This is a genomic window from Cellvibrio sp. ARAG 10.3, assembly GCF_051846955.1.
Classification (GTDB): Bacteria; Pseudomonadota; Gammaproteobacteria; order Pseudomonadales; family Cellvibrionaceae; genus Cellvibrio.
Genome location: NZ_JBPYCU010000020.1, coordinates 54,919 through 76,099, shown reverse-complemented (window position 1 = coordinate 76,099; position 21,181 = coordinate 54,919). Strand labels below are relative to the sequence as shown.

Sequence of the window (21,181 nt, the reverse complement as noted above, 5' to 3'; positions counted from 1 at the left end):
ACTATAAAAATGAACAACCATGAGGAGTACGTGGTATGGCTAATATTCAACACCGCTTTGAATTAAAAATGCTTTCCGCCGCAGTGATAGCTGCATCTAGCATCAATCTTTATGCACAAGACGGCCTAATTGAAGAAGTTGTCGTGACCGGAATCAGGGGTTCGCTGATTGGCGCAATGGAAACTAAACGCCAAGCAAGCGGCGTTGTAGATGCCATCAGTGCAGAAGATATTGGTAAATTTCCTGATACCAACCTCGCCGAATCCTTACAACGTATTACCGGTGTATCCATTGACCGCACCAACAATGAAGGTAATCAAGTGACCGTTCGAGGCTTCGGCCCCAGCTTTAACTTGGTAACATTGAACGGACGTCAAATGCCAAATTCATCCGCCTTAGACGGCACGCCCATTTCTCGCAGCTTTAATTTCCGTGAAATTGCAGCAGAAAGCGTTTCCGGCGTAGAGGTGTATAAAACCGGTAAAGCAAACGTGGCCTCAGGTGGTTTGGGTGCAACCATTAATTTGAATACAGCTAAACCATTTGACTTTGATAACCTAGTCGCTCATTTCAGTGTTAAAGGTGTAATTGAACCCACTGTTGAAACAGGCGACGACGTAACTCCTGAAGTTTCCGGCATGATCAGCAATACGTTTGCTGATGGGAAGTTTGGCGTGCTCGCGTCCTACTCATATGCAGAACGCAATTTCCATGTAGATCGCATCGGAACACAAAATGGTTGGAGCCGCGGCTATCCAGGTCAACAAAACCCTGATACCAGCGCCATTAATACTGAGCGCAATCCCACTCAAGCGACTTGGCGAGTTCCCACTGTCGATTTGGACAACGCCAACTACGAGCGCACTCGTCAAAACGGTCAATTGGTATTGCAATTTGCCCCACTTGATAATCTGACAGCATCTGTTGATTACACCATGTCACGTCTCGAAGAAGACGGCGCCATGAATCGCATGAGCTTTTGGTTTGATGATGTGCAAACAGGTAAAGCAGATGAAAATGGCACCATCATCAATCCTGCTCGTCAAAATGACGAACTAAATTTTTGGGCTTGGGAATATGGTTTCACTACAGAAAACGATTCATTTGGTGTAAATGTTGAATGGGATGTGAATGATAAACTGTCTTTCACTCTGGACGCACATGACTCAACCTCTCACGCAAACCCAGGCGCACAACCTGCAGAACGCATTGCGAATACCAAAAATCCATTTGGCGCAGTGGATATCGCGGCCGATTTTTCCGGAAAAATCCCAAGCGTTTCCTATGACGATTCAGCACTACCAGGAGGCGCATACAACAAAAACAACATTGTTGGCGATCTCTATCAAGAACGCGGTCACGAGCTTGAAAATAATATTCAACAGATTCAATTACATGGCGTTTGGAGTGTTGACTCCGGCGCTCTCACAGCCATTAATTTCGGTCTTGCACAAACCAAAAACACTGTAGACGTTTTCGACATTTACAGCGCCAATTTCGCTCTCACCGGCATGGATCTTAGCGACCTTGATTTGACCTTTGAACCAGGCGATATAGGTTATGAGCAAGTACCTGTATTTAGCGCTAATCAGTTTATTGACTTGGTTTATGCTCAAAACCTGAATAACCCAATGACATCTGGAATCAACGGTGTAGAAGAAGAGATTAGTGCAGTGTATTTGTCATTTGATGTTGATACGGAATTCAATCAAATGCCAGTGAAAGCCAATATTGGTATTCGCTACGAGGAGACGGATGTTACCTCCTACACCATTACCAATCCTGTGATTGGATTCAACTGGGTATCGCCACTGGAAATGTCCAAGATTTATTCTGACACTGAACAGCCTGATGAGCTGAGTGGTAGTTATGACAATTTCCTTCCTAATTTGGATTTTAGCTTGGAATTGCGTGAAGACTTGATAACGCGCTTCTCATTCAGTAAAACGATTGCACGCAGTAACTTTGATGCAATGTTCCCAGGAACTGACTTAATTACCCATTTATCCACAGGTCCATTCAAAGCCAATCAAGGTAACCCTGAAATACTTCCGTACGAATCAGAAAATCTGGACTTATCTCTGGAGTGGTACTACGCAGACGGCAGTTACGTATCCGCAGGATATTTCCGCAAAAAAGTAGATAATTTTATCTCTTTGGGTCAAGAAGACCGTATCATCGAAGTAGCGGGTGCCCCACTCACCAACCCAGCTGCCAACCCACGTCCGGGCTGTCCTGATGGTACCGTTGCCAATCCAGTTCCCGCTTGTACATCGCAATCCGGAGACCCGGCTATTGTATGGGAGGTATCAACTCCCCAAAACCTGGATGATTCCCTCGTAGATGGGTTGGAATTCAACATTCAACACATGTTTGGTGAGTCAGGTTTTGGGGCTGTCGTCAACTACACCATGGTTGACAGCGATGATAGCTATGACGTTTACAGCCTAGAAAATGATTTGGCACTAACCGGCTTAAGCGATACAGCAAACGTTGTTGGTTTCTATGAAATGAATGGCTTCCAAATACGTATCGCTTATAACTGGCGTGACAAGTTCCTCCTTACTTCTAGCACCGAACCAACTTTCACTGCCGCCTATGACCAAATCGACATCAATGCGAGCTATGACATCAACGACAATGTATCCGTCTTCATTGAAGGTTTGAACATAACAGATGAAGCCACGCATCGATATGGTCGATGGACTAACCAAATCAAAGACTACGAGCAATATGGTCCTCGTTATAATATAGGTGTACGTGCGAAATTCTAATTGTCCATGTGCAATAGGCAATTATGATTAAGCATAAAGGTCGCCTATTATTGGCGACCTTTTTTTTCCAAAAAAAATGAATAATAAAAATAGCGGTGTAGATATGACAACAGCAATAAAATCCATTGTTATTGTTGGAGGTGGCGCTGCCGGTTGGATTACCGCAGGCACACTTGCGGCCAAAATACTTAATCAATACAACGAAGGTATCCAAATTACCCTTGTAGAATCACCCAAAACTCCGATTGTGGGTGTGGGTGAAGGAACATGGCCTACCATGCGAAACACCTTAAAAAAAATGAATATACGTGAAACAGATTTCATTCGTGAATGTAATGCGTCCTTTAAACAAGGTGCAAAATTTGTAAATTGGTGCAATGGTCAAAAAGAAGATTTCTATTATCACCCGTTAGTACTACCGCAGGGATTTTACGATATCAATCTCGTCCCCCATTGGTTAGTCAATCCGCAAAACAACTCATTTTCCAATGCTGTTTGCGTGCAGGAAACGCTCTGCGAAGCAGGCTTGGCACCAAAATTAGTCAGCACACCGGAATACGTTGGCGTTGCCAATTATGCCTACCATTTGGATGCAGGTGCATTTGCAGAATTTTTAAAAAAGCACTGCACGACCAATCTCGGTGTCACTCACTTATTGGCCGATGTCATACATGTTAATACAGCCGAAAATGGTGATATAGCCTCAATTACAACTGACACATTGGTCGATATTACAGGCGATTTATTTATTGACTGTAGTGGATCTAATTCACTATTGCTTGGCAAACATTATGAAGTGCCATTTATATCCTGCAAAGATGTACTTTTTATCGATATGGCACTGGCAGTCCACCTCCCCTATGAAAATGACAACAGCCCTATAGCCTCTCACACCATCTCTACCGCTCAAGATTCCGGTTGGATTTGGGATATAGGCCTACCTACGAGGCGCGGTATAGGCCATGTATTTTCAAGTGCGCACACCAGCGTAGAACAAGCTGAAGAGAAATTGCACCTGTATCTCAGTCATTTTTCATCGAATACCGATCAACTTTCGGTGCGAAAAATTCCTATCATCCCAGGACATAGAGAAAGGTTTTGGGAAAAAAACTGCGTAGCTGTAGGGCTATCCGCAGGCTTTCTTGAACCCTTGGAGGCATCAGCGCTGGTATTGATTGAAATATCGGCCGCGATGATTGCTGATCAACTTCCCACAACTCGTCCTGCGATGGATATTATTGCAAAACGATTTAATGAAACATTTTTATATCGCTGGCGACGTATTATCGACTTTCTAAAATTGCATTACGCCCTCAGCAAACGCAACGACAGTGATTTTTGGCGAGACAATCGACACTCAAACAGCATTCCAGAAAGCTTGCAGGATCTGATGACATTATGGCGCTACCAGGCTCCTTGGTATATGGACTTTGATCGGGCGGTAGAAGTCTTTCCTGCTGCGAGTTATCAATATTTACTCTATGGCATGGGCTATACAACTGAAGCCAGTCCAAAAGGCATGTCACAACCTAATCGAAAATTAGCGCAAGAATTATTCAATAAAAATGCCATCCTTGCTCAACAGCTAAGAAAACAACTTCCCAGCAACAGGGAGCTGATCAACAAAATAATAGAATATGGATTACAACCGATCTAATCTGCCTTTAGCGTCTAACTATAGCGAGCCATTATGAGCAATAGCATTGAAATACTGAATTACTGGGCGCACTCTCAATTAAGAGTGGTTACTAACCACGGTACAGAATATGGAGAAAATATTAATAGCATTCCCGTACTGATTCATGAATTGAAAAATTTAGCACAGGAATACCCGGTATGCTTTATGAAACACCCAGATACAGGCCAGTTTAATCTGTATGCTCTGCTAGGTTTTGCACCTGAAGAGAATCTTTATTTGGAGAAAAACAACAAATGGAATGCCAATTACATTCCGCTACACATCCAACGCCAACCGTTTATTGTTGGGCGTCGCCAGACCGCATTAACCACCAAAGAAAACAATTTCGACCAAGATTCCGGTTTTATAAGCATCAACACCCGCAGCAAACGTATCAGTAAAACTCAGGGAGAGCCGCTCTTTAATCCGGATGGGACACCTACTGCTTATCTTAATTCTATTAATGAATTACTGAGCCAATTAACACCTGGCGAGGAAAAAACCAAAAAATTTATTCATGAGTTATTAGAGCTCCAGCTTCTGGAGTCGGCACGAATCAAGATTGCCTTTAATGATGGCCTAACCTTTAGCTACGAGGGCATCTACACCATCAATATCGATAATTTTAATAACTTAAACAAAGGATCAGTCGGTCGGTTACAGGATAATAATTTCTTAGATCCGATACAGTTCATTATCCATTCGCTAAAACAATTCCAACGACTTATTGACCTAAAAAATAGTAAAATACAAGGTTAAGAAATGAAACCGTATATAGCAATAACAATGATTTTTATAATGATGCTAACCATTACAGCCTGCGTACAAAGAAAACTAGATATACGCGAAAAATACTTTTTTCCAGAACTAAAACAAGCAATAGGTTCCATAGAAATTATGGATGATCGCGCCTTAAGGTTAATCGACCCAACGCAAAAAATCGTTATTCGCGCTGATGGTTTCAGCTGGACTGAAGGGCCTTTATGGGTCAATGAATTACAAGCACTGCTATTCTCAGACATACCCAACAATCGCATTATGCTGTATCAACCCGGCATAGGAACTCGCCTTTATCTGGAGCCATCTGGTGCAACCTCCCTCTTTCCTGGAGATGATAATAGTGGCTCAAATGGACTATTACTCAACAGCAAAAATGAATTGATCTTATTGCAGCAAGGCGATCGGCGCATCGCACTTATGAATGCCCCTTTAATTAACCCTGCATCAGAGTACAGAAATATTGTCAGTGAATTCAAGGGAAAACGACTCAATAGTCCTAACGATGCCGTACTCAGCCATAGCGGAAATTTATACTTTACTGACCCACCTTACGGCTTGGCTGGCGGGATGGCTGACAAACGTAAAGCTCTGGAATTTCAGGGTGTCTACAAGCTAACTAGCTCAGAGAAAATAGTATTATTGGATGACCAAGTGAAACTTCCTAATGGTATAGGCCTTTCAACCGATCAGAAAACCTTATACATCGCCGTTTCAGATACAGAGCATCCACATTGGCTTGCCTACGACTTAGACGAACGCGGAGAAACATTGAATAAACGTGTTTTTTATGATGCAAGTGACATAAAAAATAATCCTAACCACCAAGGTGTTCCCGATGGGATGACCACTCACTCTACCGGTTTTTTATTTGCAACTGGTCCCGGTGGTGTTTGGTTGTTTTCGCCAGAGGGTGAGGTATTAGCCAAAATTTACACCGAAAAATTAGCCGCTAATTGTGCGCTTTCCAGTGATGAAAAAACTTTATTCATCACGGCGCATGACACAATAATGAGCCTGTCGTTGAAATAATCTATCAACTTTTAAACACGTATTTAGTGGATCGCTACAAAAAATCGGCACACACCGAATTACTATGCGAGCCAATACCAACCCACAAGAGGAAATAAAATGAGAAACAATCAATTGCGGTTTGCCAAAAAAGTACTCGCTGGCGCCCTAACATTAGCAGCGCTTAGCAGCACTGCGGGGCAATCCAAAATTCCCGGCAGCATTGAAAATTTTGATAATTTTTCGCTGAATAACGCAATGAAAAGTAACGTGAACGCCAGCTTGATAGATGGGCAGGAAAAAAATCAGGGTAAAGCACTTAAATTGGTATTTGAGCCGCGTGAAGAGTCCACCATTGAATTACCTACCCCCTCACAAGGTTATTGGAATTGGACTTATGCAGGTGATTTAAATTTAGCACTAGACATTAAAAATCCAGGCACCCAATCTTTCCAGTTTTGGTTGACACTGATTGATGCCAATGGTCGCAAGCAGGAGCGTAGCGCAGTGATTAACGCGGGGCAATCAGCCCGATTTTATGCACCTTTAACCGGAAGGGTCGCTAATGCACAAACAGGTATGCGCGAAACCCCGCCGGCATGGAAAACCAGTGAAGAAAAATTATTCTGGCGCTCAGGCGACCGAGATTTTGATTTTACTAAAGTCACAAATATTATTGTCAAAGCTTATGCACAGTTTGAAACCAACACATTGATCATAGACAACCTTGAGCTGCGTGTTAATCCGGCACAAGATCCTGAATACTTGGTAGGTATAGTCGATAAATTTGGCCAGGCCGCGAAAAAAGATTATCCCACCAAAATTCATTCCGAAAAGCAACTAAAAGCAGCAGCAAACGCCGAATTGGCCAGCCTGGCTAATGCCAAACAACCTGACGATAGATCGCGTTATGGCGGTTGGAGCAAAGGTCCAAGACTGGAAGGTACCGGTTATTTCCGTGCCGAAAAAGTCGATGGCCGCTGGTGGATGGTAGACCCTGATGGTTACTTGTTTTTTTCCAGCGCCATTGCCAATGTGCGAATGGCAAATTTAGAAACCATCACTGGTTATGATTTTAACGATGCCAGCGTGCGCAAAATTGATCCTGAAGAATTAACCCCCGAGGATTCGCGCGATATTATTCCGGTCGACAAAAAGTCTTTGACCTCTCGTTTTCTTGCATCACCATTACGCCGTGAAATGTTTCAATGGCTGCCACCCTACGATCACGAACTCGGTGAACATTATGGTTACAGGCGCACAGTGCACCAAGGTGTCATTGAACATGGTGAGGTTTATAGCTTTTACAAAGCCAACCTGGAGCGACGCTACGGCCAAACCTCGCCTAATTCCTACATAAACACATGGCGAGAAGTCACGCTAGATCGCATGGTAGACTGGGGCTTCACCTCCTTCGGCAACTGGATCGACCCCATGTTCTACGATAACAAACGCATGCCTTTTTTTGCCAACGGTTGGATTATCGGTGATTTTAAAGTGCTCTACTCTGGGCAGGATTATTGGTCACCACTACCCGATGTTTATGACCCCGAATTTAAACGTCGCGCAAATTTGACCATCAGTCAAATTGGTCGAGAAGTAAAAAATACCCCCTGGTGTGTTGGCGTATTTGTCGACAATGAAAAAGGTTGGGGCTCTATGAAAAGTGACCGCGCCCACTTTGGCGCCGTCTATTACGCGTTAAGCAAAACCTCCGATGAAAGCCCTGCGAAAAAGCGATTTACTCAATTGCTTAGCAAAAAATACGGTGATATTGCGGCGCTAAATAAAGCTTGGGGTACACAGATCGGTTCATGGTCAAGCTTTGCAGGCGGTATTACAATGGACAAACTTAACGATTCGTCACGCGCGGATTTTTCAATGCTCTACGCGGACTATGCAGAAACCTATTTCCGCATTGTGAGCAGCGAACTTAAACGCGCCCTGCCCAACCATATGTATATGGGCGTGAGAATTGCCGCCGAATGGGGCATGCCTGTTGAAGTTGTCGCCGCCGCCAAAAAATACAGCGATGTACTTAGCTTTAATAATTATCGCGAAGGTATGCACCCGGACACTTGGGGATTCTTGAAAGATCTGGATTTCCCCACCATCATCGGTGAATACCACATAGGCTCAACATCCGATACGGATTTATATCACCCTGGATTAGTGATTGCTGCCGATCAAACCGACCGCGCGAAAATGTACGAAAACTACATGAATAGCGTGATCGACAACCCTTATATGGTGGGCGCACATTGGTTCCAATATATCGATGACCCAGTCACTGGCCGTGCATACGATGGCGAAAACTATAACGTAGGTTGGGTAAGTAATACTGACATCCCCTATCAACCCATGGTAGATGCGGCCAAGCGCCTGAATAAATCACTCTACCAGCGCCGCAGTAAAATTCCTCCTATTCAATAACTGAGAGTAGCCCTCAACTTAATGTTGAGGGCTAGCAGTCAAATACCTCATTAGACTCGATGAACCACCAACTCGGCGATTGATGCCCCCCCTCTCGCTCACAACCTGCGCGCTGACCTTCAATTGATCCACGTCTCGGATGGACTATTTTCTCGAGTTTTATGCTGACTGGTAACATTACTGTGGCCACACCAGGGATTTATAAAGTTCGTTTGCAAAGTTACGGAAGCGAAGCATGGCAATGGAATGCCGATAAATTGATATTAAATTTCGTCAAGTAAATTTTCAGCGTTGACGAACTCTCTTTCGTCAACGCTTTATTTAACTCGTCAGATACAGATTTTTGCGCCGCTGCATTGTCCTCTTCGTTCGTAAGCGTTCAGCTAACAGTCGCCGAAACACCCAGGAATTTAGATATTCACGTGCCAGTAAACACCGACAGGTTTTCACTTACTTTGTTGGGCAACGCACATCTCAAATCCCTTCATATTTTTGTCTACATTTTACGTTTGACAATATTTCGGGACAATGAAATATTAAAGGCGATGACCTAAAAGCAAGTCGTTTATTTTAATTTGTAAACTTGAATTTTCCTGGTGGGCGAGCCGCTCCCAAATCCGCATAAACTCCGCCTCCAGAGAGTTTAACAATCAAAAGGACAATAAATAACTATAAACGTATCAACCAAACGTCAGTCATCTCATCCGTATAAACTGGGGTATATCATCAACATCAATCTAGAAAGGACAACGATATGAAAATTAAACGCGTTTATCTATTCATGCTCGCCCTGCTTTTCTCCGCTTACGTCAATGCGCAGGATCAATGTGACTTCACGAGTCAGTGTAAGAATATATACGGAAGTCCAGCCACAGATTGCGCACAAAGTCGCACGGATAATAGCATATGCATGTGCGGCTCTCTTCGCTGCGATCAATATGGTGTTCCCAGCATCAACTACACTCGTGTCCCAGGCCGAATACAGGCTGAAGATTATGAAGAATTTTATGACGCAACTCCCGGCAATCAAGGGGGCCAATACAAGTCCGATGACGTAGATATACAATCTACTAACGATGCAGGTGGTGGCTTTAATGTAGGCTGGATTGATGCCGGCGAGTGGTTAGAGTTTCCCATCGACATTACCGAGGCCGGCAACTATCAGATTCAATTTAGAGTGGCCTCTCTCAACGGTAGTGGAACGATCTCTATGGATATAGACGGATCATCTTTCAATGCCACCGTAGACGTCCCTAACACAGGAAATTGGCAGCAATGGCAAACGGTAACTTCTGTTCATAAAAATTTTTCAGTTGGTAAAAGGATATTGCGTTTAACTGCTTTAGAGGGTGGATTCAATTTAAATTGGATTGACATACAAAAAGCCGACGGAGGAACCACTCCGCCGGGTAACACGAACACAATGCTAGGTAAATTTAATATCAATAAAGACTTGCTACTTGCTCATTTTGATCAGAAGCCTGACCTTGACGATGTTCATGCAGTTGCGGCCCTAGCCACAATGCTACGTGACCAACGGTTCAGAACTATCAAATACCACGCAGTCGCTGGAACCACAGGAACGCAAGGCGGACGATATATTGATGCACCTCATCTTTTTAATCTGGCATTTGGCGCCAACTGGTCAAATGCATCCACAAACTGGAATAGTGCCGTGAACACGGTAGCACAAAAGGCTCTCGCAACTTTGAATAGCGGCGGACACGTTTGGGTACAAGAGGCGGGCCAGTCTGACTTTACAGCTGATGTAGTTAGGCTGATAAAACAAACGAACGGTTCCATCAATTTGAAAAACCAATTCCATGTGGTACAGCATTCAAATTGGAATGAAGATAAGACAACCCCTGCTGACCTGAACTACGTCAAAACCACCGTTCAGTACAACAAAATCGCTGATGGCAATGCTATGAATAATGGCACGCCTGGCTTTAACACGAAAGATGGTTCCGACTGGGTTAGAGCAAAATCAAATCAGACGGTTGGAGCGATCTGGAGCGAAGCGCAGAGAGTCGCTAATGCTAACAATAGCTCCAGTGGATATGAAAATCCATCGATCAAAGCTGGAGGTTTCGATTTTTCAGATTGCGTAGAGAATGTTTGGATATTTGGCTTTCTACAAGTGAATAACGTCAAAGGGTTTTTCAATGAATTTTTGAGTTCCCCGACAACCTCCACTCCCCCCAATAACTCGTCAGATGCCCTCGCGTTTACCGAACAGAACGGTCTGTTGGTTGTTGAATTAGAATCTACCAGCTATAGCAACAGCTGGTTATTAGAATCGGGAAACGGGTCATTTAATGGAAACTTCCTAACCTGGAAGGGTAACGACAGCTTTGGCACACCCGGTATGGGGACTATCAGTATACCTGTTAAAATCAACAATCCCGGCCGGTACAAATTTAATATGCGAAGCATCATTCGTCACGGTACCTCTACGACAGAAGCTAATGATTCCTGGTTAAAAATCAATGCCGACAAGTTTTATGGATTCAAAAACGGCCACATCGTTTGCCCTAGAAATACCGTAGCTGAAAGTTGTAACGGAGACGTCCCCAAAGGGTCATCCAGCAACGGCTGGTTCAAGGTATACCGTTCTGGCAGTCCCGCGAATAGCTTCCTGTGGTCAGCCCTCACCAGCGACAATGATGGACACAATATCTTTGCCGAGTTCAATCAAGCGGGCACTTATTCACTTGAAATTAGCGCACGCTCGAAGAATCACGGCATTGATAGGATTGTACTTCATCGAGATGGCAACAATGAGAACAATGTTTTATCAGCTTATGCGACTAGCTCGGAACGCCCAGAATCACAACTGCAATAGAATATGTTAATACTCATTCATTAAACAACAGACGGCATCTAACAGAATGCCGTCTGTATTATTAATTCCGAATCGTAATATTAATCTCGATGGCGGTTCCAGATAACCCGCATTTACTTCTGTCTGCTCAAAAACGTTCATCAATCGAATTGTCCAATTACATCAGCTCGGTAGACATTGAATTAATGAATATCTGGGGAATCCTCTTAAACTGCTATTTATATGATTTCAACAGTAATAATAGGAGATCAGCTAAGATCGGATGAAGCTATTGCACAAATCGAATAATTATTTATTATTTAACGAATATTCGCTTTAAGTGCAGCAGTAGCTTCACGGATGTTGCCACTCCGCAGCGCATCGCTAACAGCCTTATGCTCATTGACACAATCCATCGGCGTTGTAATACGTTTATAGTTCATGCGCATACGTAAAATAATGGGCTGCCACAAATTGACCAGCTCTTCACCACCGGCTTTCATAACAAGATAACGATGAAAGTCCATATCGGCTTTAGTAACTTCAGTATAATTTTCGTTATCAAAAGCATCTTGCAGTCGATCCAATATTGCATCGATTTCTGCAAAATCAGCCTCCTGTAGCTTCCCCTTCAAGCTTTTTAATGCATGAAGTTCGATCCTGGTGCGAATATCTATCATCAACTCCTGAAGTTCTGGTGACAAAAGACTATTCACTGAAACGCCGCAGTTATTTTTGGCGACAAGCAATCCTTCTTTTGTAAGCTGAAGCAATACATCGCGCACTGGACCACGCGACACGCCAAAACGCGCAGCCAAAGCCGCTTCATTTAATTTGGCATTGGGCGGTATATCACCCGAAATAATGTCCGACCTGATTTGGTCCGCAATTTGATCTCGAACCGGGATGATTCTTTTTGTTTCTCTCATGATCTGCATAACCTTCCGCATTTAACCTTGCTGGGAGTCATAAGGCTAAGCTATTTGCAGACTTTTGACAATAATCCGCCCAAATACCCACGGGTAGATGTCAAAGATCGTTCCAAACACATCTACCCTCTGGGTCCGGACATTACAAAGTAGTGGGCTAAAGATTAGTATCTCTCACTTAAATAGACAGTCTTCTTCTCCAAATATTGTTCCAGGCCGTATTTACCATCTTCACCGCCAGCACCACTCATCTTCCATCCATTATGGAAACCTTGATGTTGCTCGCCGATGCCGCGATTTACGTAGATTTCACCCACCTCCATTTCCGCAATAGAACGATGGATGTAATTGAGGCTTTGTGTAAACAGGTAGGCCGAAAGACCATATTCGCTATCGTTAGAGTATGTGATAGCCTCATCAATGCTACTGATTCTAACGATGGGTAATATCGGCCCAAAAGTCTCCTCATGCACCAAAATATTATCTTGTTTTACATTGGTCAGCACCGTAGGCTCATACCAATTACCCTGCTCAAAACCGGGCACCACAGCAGGCTTACCACCACAAGCCAACTCTGCCCCCTGAGCCAAACCTTTCTTTACCAATCCGTCTATATGCTCAACTTCACGGCGATTGACCTTAGGGCCGATCTGCGTTGTAGGATTCATAGGATCGCCCACCACCAGGGCTTTTACCTTAGGCACGAGCCTGGAAACAAATGCCTCATATACTTTCTCATGCACATAGAGGCGCTCAGCACAGGTGCACACTTGTCCGCAGTTGGCAAAGCGAGTCCAGAGCGCTTCCTCGGCCGCCAATTCCAAATCAGCGTCTTCCATCACTATGAAGGGCGCTTTTCCACCTAACTCTAACATTACGGGCGTTAAATGCTGGGCACTGGCTTTATAGATAATTTGTCCAGCACGGGTACTACCGGTCATGGTAATTAAGCGCGTAATAGGACTTTCACATAAATGCTGCCCTACTACCGAACCTGAACCGTTAACTATATTCAATACACCCGCTGGAATACCCACTTGATTAGCGATTCGCCCCAGCTCCATAGTAGTTAATGGGGTCTCCTGGGTAGGTTTTACCACAATTGTATTACCGGTTATAAGAGCTGGTCCGATTTTACGTCCAGCTAATGCCAAAGGGAAATTCCAGGCGGTGATAGCAACCACAACGCCCCGTGGCACCTTGTGAATATAGATTTTTTCATTGGGTTTATCGGAAGGCAGAATATCGCCTTCAATAGTGAGCGCGTTATCACACGCATATTCTATAAACGTGGCCGTTGCTTCGACCTCGCCCCGCGCCACCTCAATCAATTTTCCCTGCTCTTGCACCAACATGGTGGCAAGCAATTCACTTTCTTCCCGAATAGCTTGCGCAAATTTTCGCAATAGTGTGGCACGCGAACGCGCAGTTAACGCTGCCCATGGTTTTTGTGCTGCCTGCGCCGCCTCTAATGCCTCCTGAGCATCCTCTTTACATCCCTCAGGGATACGGCCAATTTCAGCACCAGTACTTGGACTATAAACCACAATATGGCCAGACGCTTTCGATGGTACATAATGACCATTAATAAAGTTAAGATCATTTTTCATAGTTCTTATCTCCCCATCCAGCCGCCGTCAACTAACACGGTGCTGCCATTCATATAGTTAGAGGCACTTGATGCTAAAAACACAATCGGGCCCTTGAAGTCTTCCGGCGTACCCCAGCGTCCCTGGGGGATACGACTAAGAATAGACGCAGAGCGATCTTTGTCATTGCGCAAGGCTTCGGTATTGTCAGTGGAAATGTAGCCCGGTGCAATGGCATTAACGTTAATACCCTTCGACGCCCACTCATTCGACAACGCCATCACCAGCTGACCCAATGCACCCTTACTCGCTGCATAACCAGGCACAGTCACACCACCTTGATAAGTTAACAGTGACGCTGTAAAAATGATTTTACCGCTTTTTCGCGCAAGCATGGTTGCGCCAATTTCACGACTTAAAATAAATTGTGAATTCAAGTTCACATTAATAACTTGATCCCAATACTCATCGCTGTGTTCAGCAGCAGGTGCGCGCAAAATAGTCCCTGCGTTGTTAACCAGAATATCAATCACTGGATGCGCTGCTTTTACTTTCTCAATAAATTCATAAAGACTAGTGCGACTGGCAAAGTCACATTGGTAAGCACTGAATTTTTTGCCTGTTGCTAATACTGCTTTTTCTATATCCGAGCCTTTTAATTCGAGCGTGGCAGATACGCCTATAATATCCGCACCTGCTTCCGCAAGTGCAACAGCCATGGCTTTACCTATACCGCGCTTACAGCCAGTCACTAACGCGACTTTACCATCTAAGCTAAATTGATCCAGCATGAACAATTTACTCCGCGCAAGAAACCAAGGCTTTCATGCCGGCAGGATTGTTATCCATGCTGGCAAACGCACTCCCAATATTGTCCAAACTAGATACCGAGCTTATGAATGGATCCAGATTTACTTTACCTGATGCAACCAGTGCAATCGCCATATCAAAGTCGGCTGCTTCGTAAACGCGTGCGCCCACTAACTCCAGCTCCTTCCAGAAAAACTGAAACATATCAACCTCAGGCTTCTGCGAATGGATGGCAACCATACAGATACGGCCGCGAACTGAGGCAATTTTAGTCATGGCTTCAATAGCAGCCTTCACTCCAGATACCTCAAAGACTACGTCTGCTCCCTTACCGTTTGTCCATTCTTTAACAGTTGCATCCAAATCTTGCTCAAGAGGGTTCACTGTTTTTATACCATTTTTTTGAGCGAATTCGTTTCGGACCTGATTAACCTCGGAAATCATTATCTCTGCGCCGACACTTTTTCCAACCAAGGCAACCAATTGTCCAATTGGACCACCACCAATAACAACCGCTTTCTCACCTGCCTTCAATCGCGCCCGAGAAATATCGTGCACTGCTACCGACAATGGCTCAATCAACGCCCCCTGTTTAAGATCAATATTATTAGGAAGCTTGTGCAAAGTGCGCGCCTTTACAGTCCATGAATTTTGGAATGCACCCGGGCTATCAATGCCCATAAATTTCAATTTATGGCACACATGACTATGGCCCGCCGTGCATGCTGGGCACTGACCACAGTAATCGAGGGGGCGAACAACTACACGATCACCAATGTTAAAACCAGTTACATTTGAACCCATTTCAACAATGGTGCCTGACATTTCATGACCAATAATTTGCGGCGGCGCAACGCGCTGATCCATGACACCATGATAAATATGCATGTCCGTCCCACAGATACCAACAAATCCTACTTGTAAACGAACTTCATCTGCCGAGGGCGCTACAATTTGCCCTTCAACAACCTGAAAGCCTTTATTACCGACATATTGAGCAGCTAACATAATTTTCGACCCTCTCAGGATTGTTTAATTAAGTGTGGAAGTAATAATTGTTCATCGAACACGACACCGGTACCGGATTCATCGGAAGCAACGGCAAAACCATCAGCTATCACAACCGGACGCGTGGTATAAGCATCGATTGGAAAGGAGTGAACCTCGAGATAACCGGCGTGAGACTGGGAAGACATCAGGGACACATGCAGCTCGTGCATTCCGTGACTGCAAACAGGTAGGTTATGTGCATAGGCAAGCTCAGCTACTTTTAACCACCCAGTGATGCCACCGATGTTGGATGCATCTGGCTGCAAGAACCCTAATTTGGCTTGTTTAATGGCATAGGTAAATTCGTGAATGGTGTGTAAATTTTCACCCATCGCCAATGCAATATTGATGCTATCCGCAATCCGAGCATAACCTTCGTAATCATCGGGAATCGTTGGCTCTTCAAACCAGGTAATATCGTACGGCTCTATTGCCCGACCAAAACGAATGGCTTTCTCAACGGTCATTGAATAGTTGGCATCAACCATAAATGTGGCGTCCCTGCCGATTAATTCACGCACAGCAGCTACGCGTGCTACGTCTTCCTTATAATTCTCTTTACCGACTTTGATTTTTACAGCATTAAAACCACGCTCCAAATAGCTTTCTATATTTTTCAGTAGCTTTTGCTCGTTGAAATTCAAATCAATACCACCCGCATAACAACGGGTTTTGTTATTGGCAGCTCCCGCCAGTTTCCACAACGGCAAGTCCAAACGTTTACAACGAATATCCCACAAAGCGATATCAACAGCGGAGATGGCAAAGCTGACCAAGCCACCGCGCCCTACGTAATGCAGATGCCAGCCCAAATCCTCCCAAATCGCGTGAATATCCGATGCATCGCGACCAATTAACATCGGTTTTAACTCATCATCCAAGAGGGAATAAATAGCACGCCCACCTTTACCACCGGTATAGGTATAACCAACCCCTTCTGTGCCATCCTGACAATAGATGCGGCAAACCAGCAATTCAAAACATGTGTGGTCGCCATGTTTTGCATCGGATAACACCTCAACCAGAGGCACCTGGTAATATTCAGTTTTGATAGCTTTGATGTGTGTTGCAGAGAGCTCATGATGACTCTTGCAAGGAAGCGCATTAAGCATAGGCCGACCCCAAAATGTGTATTGTTAACAATCTACACTCGGGTCAGCGCATTGTAAAGTAAAAAAGTTCAATGATTTTCAAATAATGGATGCGGAAAAATCATGCAGAACAACAAGAGTTGGCGAGAGAGGTGCTCCTTCCGACACTGCCCGATCGCAGCTTTGTGCAACGCAATGCTTAGGTTAGACCATGACAAATGCCGCAACGCAACATTAGTTACCTGCGGTAAGCAGGGTTTCGATTTCCTCCAGACTTTTACCCTTGGTTTCCGGCACCACTTTTAGAACAAAAAAAGCCCCCAAAACACAAAAACAGAAGTATATCCAGAATGTGGCTGCAACACCCTGAACTTCTATTTGCCAAGGAAACAGAGTAGGCACCAATATTCCACCAAACAGTGTACAAACCAGCGCACAAGCGGGAATCGCCACACCCCTTATTCGTGTGGGAAATATTTCGGAAAGCAAAATCCACATAACCGGACCTAGCGAAAAGTTAAATGCCGCCACGAAACCAATCAGTCCTGCAAACACCAGCACTCCCTGCATACGTGCTGCTACATTCAGTAAATCAGCCTGCAATGAACTCGGCGCTATCGAACCTAGATTTGCCGCCAGCGCTCTCTTAAATTCCAGATCACTCAAATATTCGACGTCGAGCATCGGGGCTAGCAGTCCCGTATCCATCCTGCCGTCAAAGGCTGCTACAGATTCCGCTGTTAACATATAGGTTGCCTCGGCAAAACCGTACGCGACAATACCCATGCTTATGGCCGCCCAAGCCGAACCCCACAGTAAAATTGGCCGACGCCCCATTCGATCTATCATTAGCAATGCAAGGAATGTAAAAAATAAGCCTATCGCACCTACCCATACAGTTTGCTGAAAAGCACTGACATCGCCCCCACCCACTTGTGAAAAAATGAACGGCATATATCCCAAAACAGCATTCATTCCACATAGAGATTGGAGCATGGCCGCACCAACCCCAATAAAAAGCGCAATACGCAGCCTGGATTTAAACAACAACCCCAACTGCTCATTTACGCTTAACGAATGTTCAGCCCCCCTCAAATTTTCACAAATTTGTGCAAATTGATGCTTAACCATCTCAGCGGGGGCAATTTTTGCAATCACCTCTTTCGCCTTATGCTTAAAACCATTCATAACCAACCAACGAGGACTCTCTGGAACAAAAAAGAGCAGCAAAAACCACAGGAGTGCCGGCAAGATTTCCAACCCTAACATCCAGCGCCAACTGGTTAAGGCTGTCAAACCAATCCAATTAGCCCACGCGGGCTGCGAACCAATCACTGTAATAATGCAAAAATTTAAAAGCTGTGCGACAAAAATTCCCACAACGATATTCATTTGATTTAAACCAACCAACTTACCTCGCAACTCAGGTGGAGCTATTTCACCAATGTACATGGAGGCGAGCGTCAGTGAGGCAAAAGCCAATCCACCCAAAAAGCGAGCAGCGAAGAGGGTTTCAAAACTCATCGCAAAGGCCGAGCCTACGGCCGAAATCAAATACAAAGCAGCAATAACGATTAAGGTATTTTTGCGCCCATACCGCTCGCAAAAATAGCCAGCATATAGCAACGCCACAATGGAACCCAAACCAGTAGCGCCACCAACTATGGCTCCTACCTGGAATGCAGATAAATTAAATTCCGCAATAATATATTTAATAGTGCCAGAAATTAACGCTATATCCAGACCAAATACAAAGCCCCCCAAAGCCACAACAAAGGAAAAGAAGAAGGCGTTGCGATTTGCGCTGTACATAAGAGATACCACTCATTCGTTATTATGGAAGCAAAAGTGCCGCCGGCGACCATTGCTGAAGATTCAAGCAACCGGATTCACCAAGAATAGCCTATGGCAGGCTAACACACATCCCCATTGTTAACAATTGACATTTACACAAGCACATTAGAATGATAGCGTAGCCCTTTGGGAAAATAGCAATAATCACAGATAGCAGGTACTCATTATGCAAAATAAAAAAAATATATACCCAACACGATCACTTTTATTAACATTCTTTGTCTTCCTTCTAAGCGCCTGTGGCGGCTCCAGCAGCTCCAGCAGCTCCAGCAGCTCCAGCAGCTCCAGCAGCTCCAGCAGCTCCAGCAGCTCCAGCAGTATACTCAACCCGACCAGCTCGCCCTCGTCCAGCGCGATTGCCAGCTTAAGCTCAGCCAGCAGCCAAACTAGTAATAGTGTGTCTTCCGCTGCTTCTAGTAGCCTCCCAATAATAAGTTTCAACATCGATATCAAGCATCAGGTAGGCGGTGTGGATAGTTTTGAGCGGAGCAAGTTTATCACCATCCACTCCACTAACACCGATCCAGATTGGCAGGGTTTGAACCAACAAAGCTTGAACGCACCGAATGCATCAGCCGATCTGATTGGAGACGTGATGGAGGGTTACGATGTGTATTTTGGCCGTGATACCGGCGCCATGGCATGGCAATTGAGTCAATTGAATCAGGATTCTGATCGCCCCGGCTTCGTAAGCGAAAGCCACGCCACAACCAAGGGGGGAGACACCCGTTGGATTTACAACAATAGTGCGAATTACACTAGTATTAGCCGATTCGAAAATCGCTTAACAGACAGCATCATAGCAGCACAACAACACCCCTACTGGCCGGATGGCAAGACGACAACCCAGGGCTGGGCATTTTCACAAGCTGACACCCCAAGCGAACCATTTGGAACCGCTACTGGTCATTACATGGGCCAATTTCTAGCCAAATATTTTAATCAAGGACCAGAAGATACATTAGGTCAACCCAAGCCGCGCCTTATAGAAGTGATGAACGAGCCCTTATACGATCTTGTTGATGCAGCTAGCACCCCTGTAGCTGTAGAAAAAATATTCCACTTCCACAACACCGTAGCAGCGGAGATTCGTAAAACGAACAGCGATGTTCTAGTCGGCGGCTACACAACAGCCTTTCCTGATTACGATAAAAATGATTTTCAACAATGGTTGACTCGTGACAAGTTATTTGTGGATATCGCAGGTGAGAATATGGATTTTTATTCTATTCACCTGTACGATTTTCCCGCTCACAACAACCGCGAAAAATATCGCCGCGGCAGCAATGTCGAAGCTACCCTGGATCTGATTGAGCATTACGACACCATCAAATTCGGTAGTATCAAACCACTCATTATTTCAGAATATGGGGCCAGCATTCATACCATGTTTTACGACCCCTGGACTCCGCAACGAGATGGTATCCGCATGGTCGCCATTAATGGTTTGTTGATGAGCTTTCTTGAACGCCCCAACAACATACTAAAAACCATTCCATTTATACCCCTAAAAGCAGAGTGGGGACGCGTAAATGGAGTACCCTACAATGATCGTCTTTTGCGACAACGTAAAGAGGCACCAGGTGATACAGGTGAGGAGTGGGTGTTCACCGATTTGATAAAATTTTATCAACTTTGGTCAGAAGTAAAAGGCACACGCATTGACATAAGCTCTTCCGATCCTGACCTGGTAGTGAATGCTTATGTAAATAACCAGGATCTTTATGTCATTGTGAACAATCTTGACTTTAGCGATGTCACCTTTCAACTACAGGATTTCTCGTTACATAATCCGGAATTTGTCAATGCGAAGATTAAACATTTTCATCGCGATAGTGAATTAACACCGCTGTTGACCGAGACGGCTCTCACCGATTTTCCTGATACTCTTACCATTGGCGCAGACGGTACTATGATAATCAAGATCGGCTATGCTAATCATCTAGTTATTGATCAGACGAAAAATGAGCAAAAAATCTATGCCACCGAATACCTCAAGGCCATTAGTGCTAATAACAGTATCGGCTTTGAAATTTCCAGCCTGACAACTGGTGATTATGGTTCTGCCACTTTACGCCTAGGTATAGGTCGCCCTCATGGAAAATCTTTACGCCCTCAAGTAACCGTGAATGGACAAGCCATCGCGGTACCTGAAGATTATCGCGGCTATGATCAATATCATGCTGGTAAAGGTAGAGAGAATTTTTTTGGGGTAATTGAAATTCCAGTTCCCTACTCTATACTTGCCAACAGCAACCAAGTAGAAGTGACTTTTCCTGATGAAGGAGGTTACATAAGTTCGGCTGCAATACGGGTCTTTCACTACAGCCGCGCCACTCAGCACCAGCTCTAGCATTTCCC

Annotated in this window: 14 protein-coding genes; 7 read left to right on the top strand and 7 right to left on the bottom strand. The window is 44.6% G+C overall.

The features are described from left to right. The first annotated feature begins 35 nt into the window (after nt 1-35). The 6 genes from ACSV5M_RS19010 to ACSV5M_RS18985 all read left to right on the top strand — a co-directional run bounded on the left by ACSV5M_RS19010 (nt 36) and on the right by ACSV5M_RS18985 (nt 11,518). Nucleotides 36-2,774: a TonB-dependent receptor gene (locus ACSV5M_RS19010; protein ID WP_439178164.1), complete on the top strand. Its 2,739-nt coding sequence runs from the start codon at nt 36-38 to the stop codon at nt 2,772-2,774. Between the two features lie 103 nt (nt 2,775-2,877). Beyond that, on the top strand, nt 2,878-4,431 hold the full coding sequence (locus tag ACSV5M_RS19005) for a tryptophan halogenase family protein (RefSeq protein ID WP_439178163.1): 1,554 nt from the start codon (nt 2,878-2,880) through the stop codon (nt 4,429-4,431). Nucleotides 4,432-4,464: 33 nt separating this feature from the next. Continuing rightward, on the top strand, nt 4,465-5,211 hold the full coding sequence (locus tag ACSV5M_RS19000) for a SapC family protein (RefSeq protein ID WP_439178161.1): 747 nt from the start codon (nt 4,465-4,467) through the stop codon (nt 5,209-5,211). 3 nt (nt 5,212-5,214) lie between these two features. Beyond that, a complete protein-coding gene (locus ACSV5M_RS18995; RefSeq protein ID WP_439178159.1) occupies nt 5,215-6,261 on the top strand; it encodes an SMP-30/gluconolactonase/LRE family protein in 1,047 nt (348 codons plus the stop codon). Between the two features lie 99 nt (nt 6,262-6,360). After that, nucleotides 6,361-8,673, top strand: coding sequence for a beta-galactosidase (locus ACSV5M_RS18990; protein ID WP_439178158.1), 2,313 nt, complete (start codon nt 6,361-6,363; stop codon nt 8,671-8,673). 754 nt (nt 8,674-9,427) lie between these two features. Continuing rightward, entirely contained in the window at nt 9,428-11,518 is a 2,091-nt protein-coding gene (locus ACSV5M_RS18985; protein ID WP_439178157.1) for a carbohydrate-binding protein, read from the top strand. Nucleotides 11,519-11,817: 299 nt separating this feature from the next. Here ACSV5M_RS18985 and ACSV5M_RS18980 read toward each other — a convergent pair whose 3' ends face one another. From ACSV5M_RS18980 to ACSV5M_RS18950, 7 genes are all read right to left on the bottom strand, one after another. Continuing rightward, complete coding sequence (locus tag ACSV5M_RS18980; RefSeq protein WP_439178155.1) at nt 11,818-12,426, bottom strand: GntR family transcriptional regulator; 609 nt, start codon at nt 12,424-12,426, stop codon at nt 11,818-11,820. Nucleotides 12,427-12,590: 164 nt separating this feature from the next. After that, entirely contained in the window at nt 12,591-14,036 is a 1,446-nt protein-coding gene (aldA, locus tag ACSV5M_RS18975) for an aldehyde dehydrogenase (RefSeq protein WP_439178153.1), read from the bottom strand. Nucleotides 14,037-14,041: 5 nt separating this feature from the next. Continuing rightward, complete coding sequence (locus ACSV5M_RS18970; RefSeq protein ID WP_439178151.1) at nt 14,042-14,806, bottom strand: SDR family oxidoreductase; 765 nt, start codon at nt 14,804-14,806, stop codon at nt 14,042-14,044. 7 nt (nt 14,807-14,813) lie between these two features. Next, entirely contained in the window at nt 14,814-15,833 is a 1,020-nt protein-coding gene (locus ACSV5M_RS18965) for a zinc-dependent alcohol dehydrogenase (protein WP_439178149.1), read from the bottom strand. Nucleotides 15,834-15,847: 14 nt separating this feature from the next. Beyond that, complete coding sequence (locus ACSV5M_RS18960; protein ID WP_439178147.1) at nt 15,848-16,987, bottom strand: mandelate racemase/muconate lactonizing enzyme family protein; 1,140 nt, start codon at nt 16,985-16,987, stop codon at nt 15,848-15,850. Between the two features lie 213 nt (nt 16,988-17,200). Then, nucleotides 17,201-18,778: an MFS transporter gene (locus ACSV5M_RS18955; RefSeq protein ID WP_439178146.1), complete on the bottom strand. Its 1,578-nt coding sequence runs from the start codon at nt 18,776-18,778 to the stop codon at nt 17,201-17,203. Nucleotides 18,779-18,964: 186 nt separating this feature from the next. Beyond that, nucleotides 18,965-19,264 (bottom strand): hypothetical protein, encoded by a 300-nt coding sequence (locus tag ACSV5M_RS18950; protein WP_439178144.1) that lies wholly within the window; start codon nt 19,262-19,264, stop codon nt 18,965-18,967. 25 nt (nt 19,265-19,289) lie between these two features. On the opposite strand from ACSV5M_RS18950, the gene ACSV5M_RS18945 reads away from it, so the two are divergent. Beyond that, a complete protein-coding gene (locus ACSV5M_RS18945; RefSeq protein WP_439178142.1) occupies nt 19,290-21,173 on the top strand; it encodes an agarase in 1,884 nt (627 codons plus the stop codon). The last annotated feature ends 8 nt before the right edge of the window (nt 21,174-21,181 follow it).

What these genes read in the sequence shown, in the direction of transcription:
- ACSV5M_RS18950 (WP_439178144.1), bottom strand. Translation starts at nt 19,264, where the DNA reads ATGTTGAAACTTATTATTGGGAGGCTACTAGAAGCAGCGGAAGACACA.
- ACSV5M_RS18980 (WP_439178155.1), bottom strand. Translation starts at nt 12,426, where the DNA reads ATGAGAGAAACAAAAAGAATCATCCCGGTTCGAGATCAAATTGCGGAC.
- ACSV5M_RS18970 (WP_439178151.1), bottom strand. Translation starts at nt 14,806, where the DNA reads ATGCTGGATCAATTTAGCTTAGATGGTAAAGTCGCGTTAGTGACTGGC.
- ACSV5M_RS18995 (WP_439178159.1), top strand. Translation starts at nt 5,215, where the DNA reads ATGAAACCGTATATAGCAATAACAATGATTTTTATAATGATGCTAACC.
- ACSV5M_RS19005 (WP_439178163.1), top strand. Translation starts at nt 2,878, where the DNA reads ATGACAACAGCAATAAAATCCATTGTTATTGTTGGAGGTGGCGCTGCC.
- ACSV5M_RS18985 (WP_439178157.1), top strand. Translation starts at nt 9,428, where the DNA reads ATGAAAATTAAACGCGTTTATCTATTCATGCTCGCCCTGCTTTTCTCC.
- ACSV5M_RS18960 (WP_439178147.1), bottom strand. Translation starts at nt 16,987, where the DNA reads ATGCTTAATGCGCTTCCTTGCAAGAGTCATCATGAGCTCTCTGCAACA.
- ACSV5M_RS19010 (WP_439178164.1), top strand. Translation starts at nt 36, where the DNA reads ATGGCTAATATTCAACACCGCTTTGAATTAAAAATGCTTTCCGCCGCA.
- ACSV5M_RS18955 (WP_439178146.1), bottom strand. Translation starts at nt 18,778, where the DNA reads ATGTACAGCGCAAATCGCAACGCCTTCTTCTTTTCCTTTGTTGTGGCT.
- ACSV5M_RS18990 (WP_439178158.1), top strand. Translation starts at nt 6,361, where the DNA reads ATGAGAAACAATCAATTGCGGTTTGCCAAAAAAGTACTCGCTGGCGCC.
- ACSV5M_RS18965 (WP_439178149.1), bottom strand. Translation starts at nt 15,833, where the DNA reads ATGTTAGCTGCTCAATATGTCGGTAATAAAGGCTTTCAGGTTGTTGAA.
- aldA (WP_439178153.1), bottom strand. Translation starts at nt 14,036, where the DNA reads ATGAAAAATGATCTTAACTTTATTAATGGTCATTATGTACCATCGAAA.
- ACSV5M_RS19000 (WP_439178161.1), top strand. Translation starts at nt 4,465, where the DNA reads ATGAGCAATAGCATTGAAATACTGAATTACTGGGCGCACTCTCAATTA.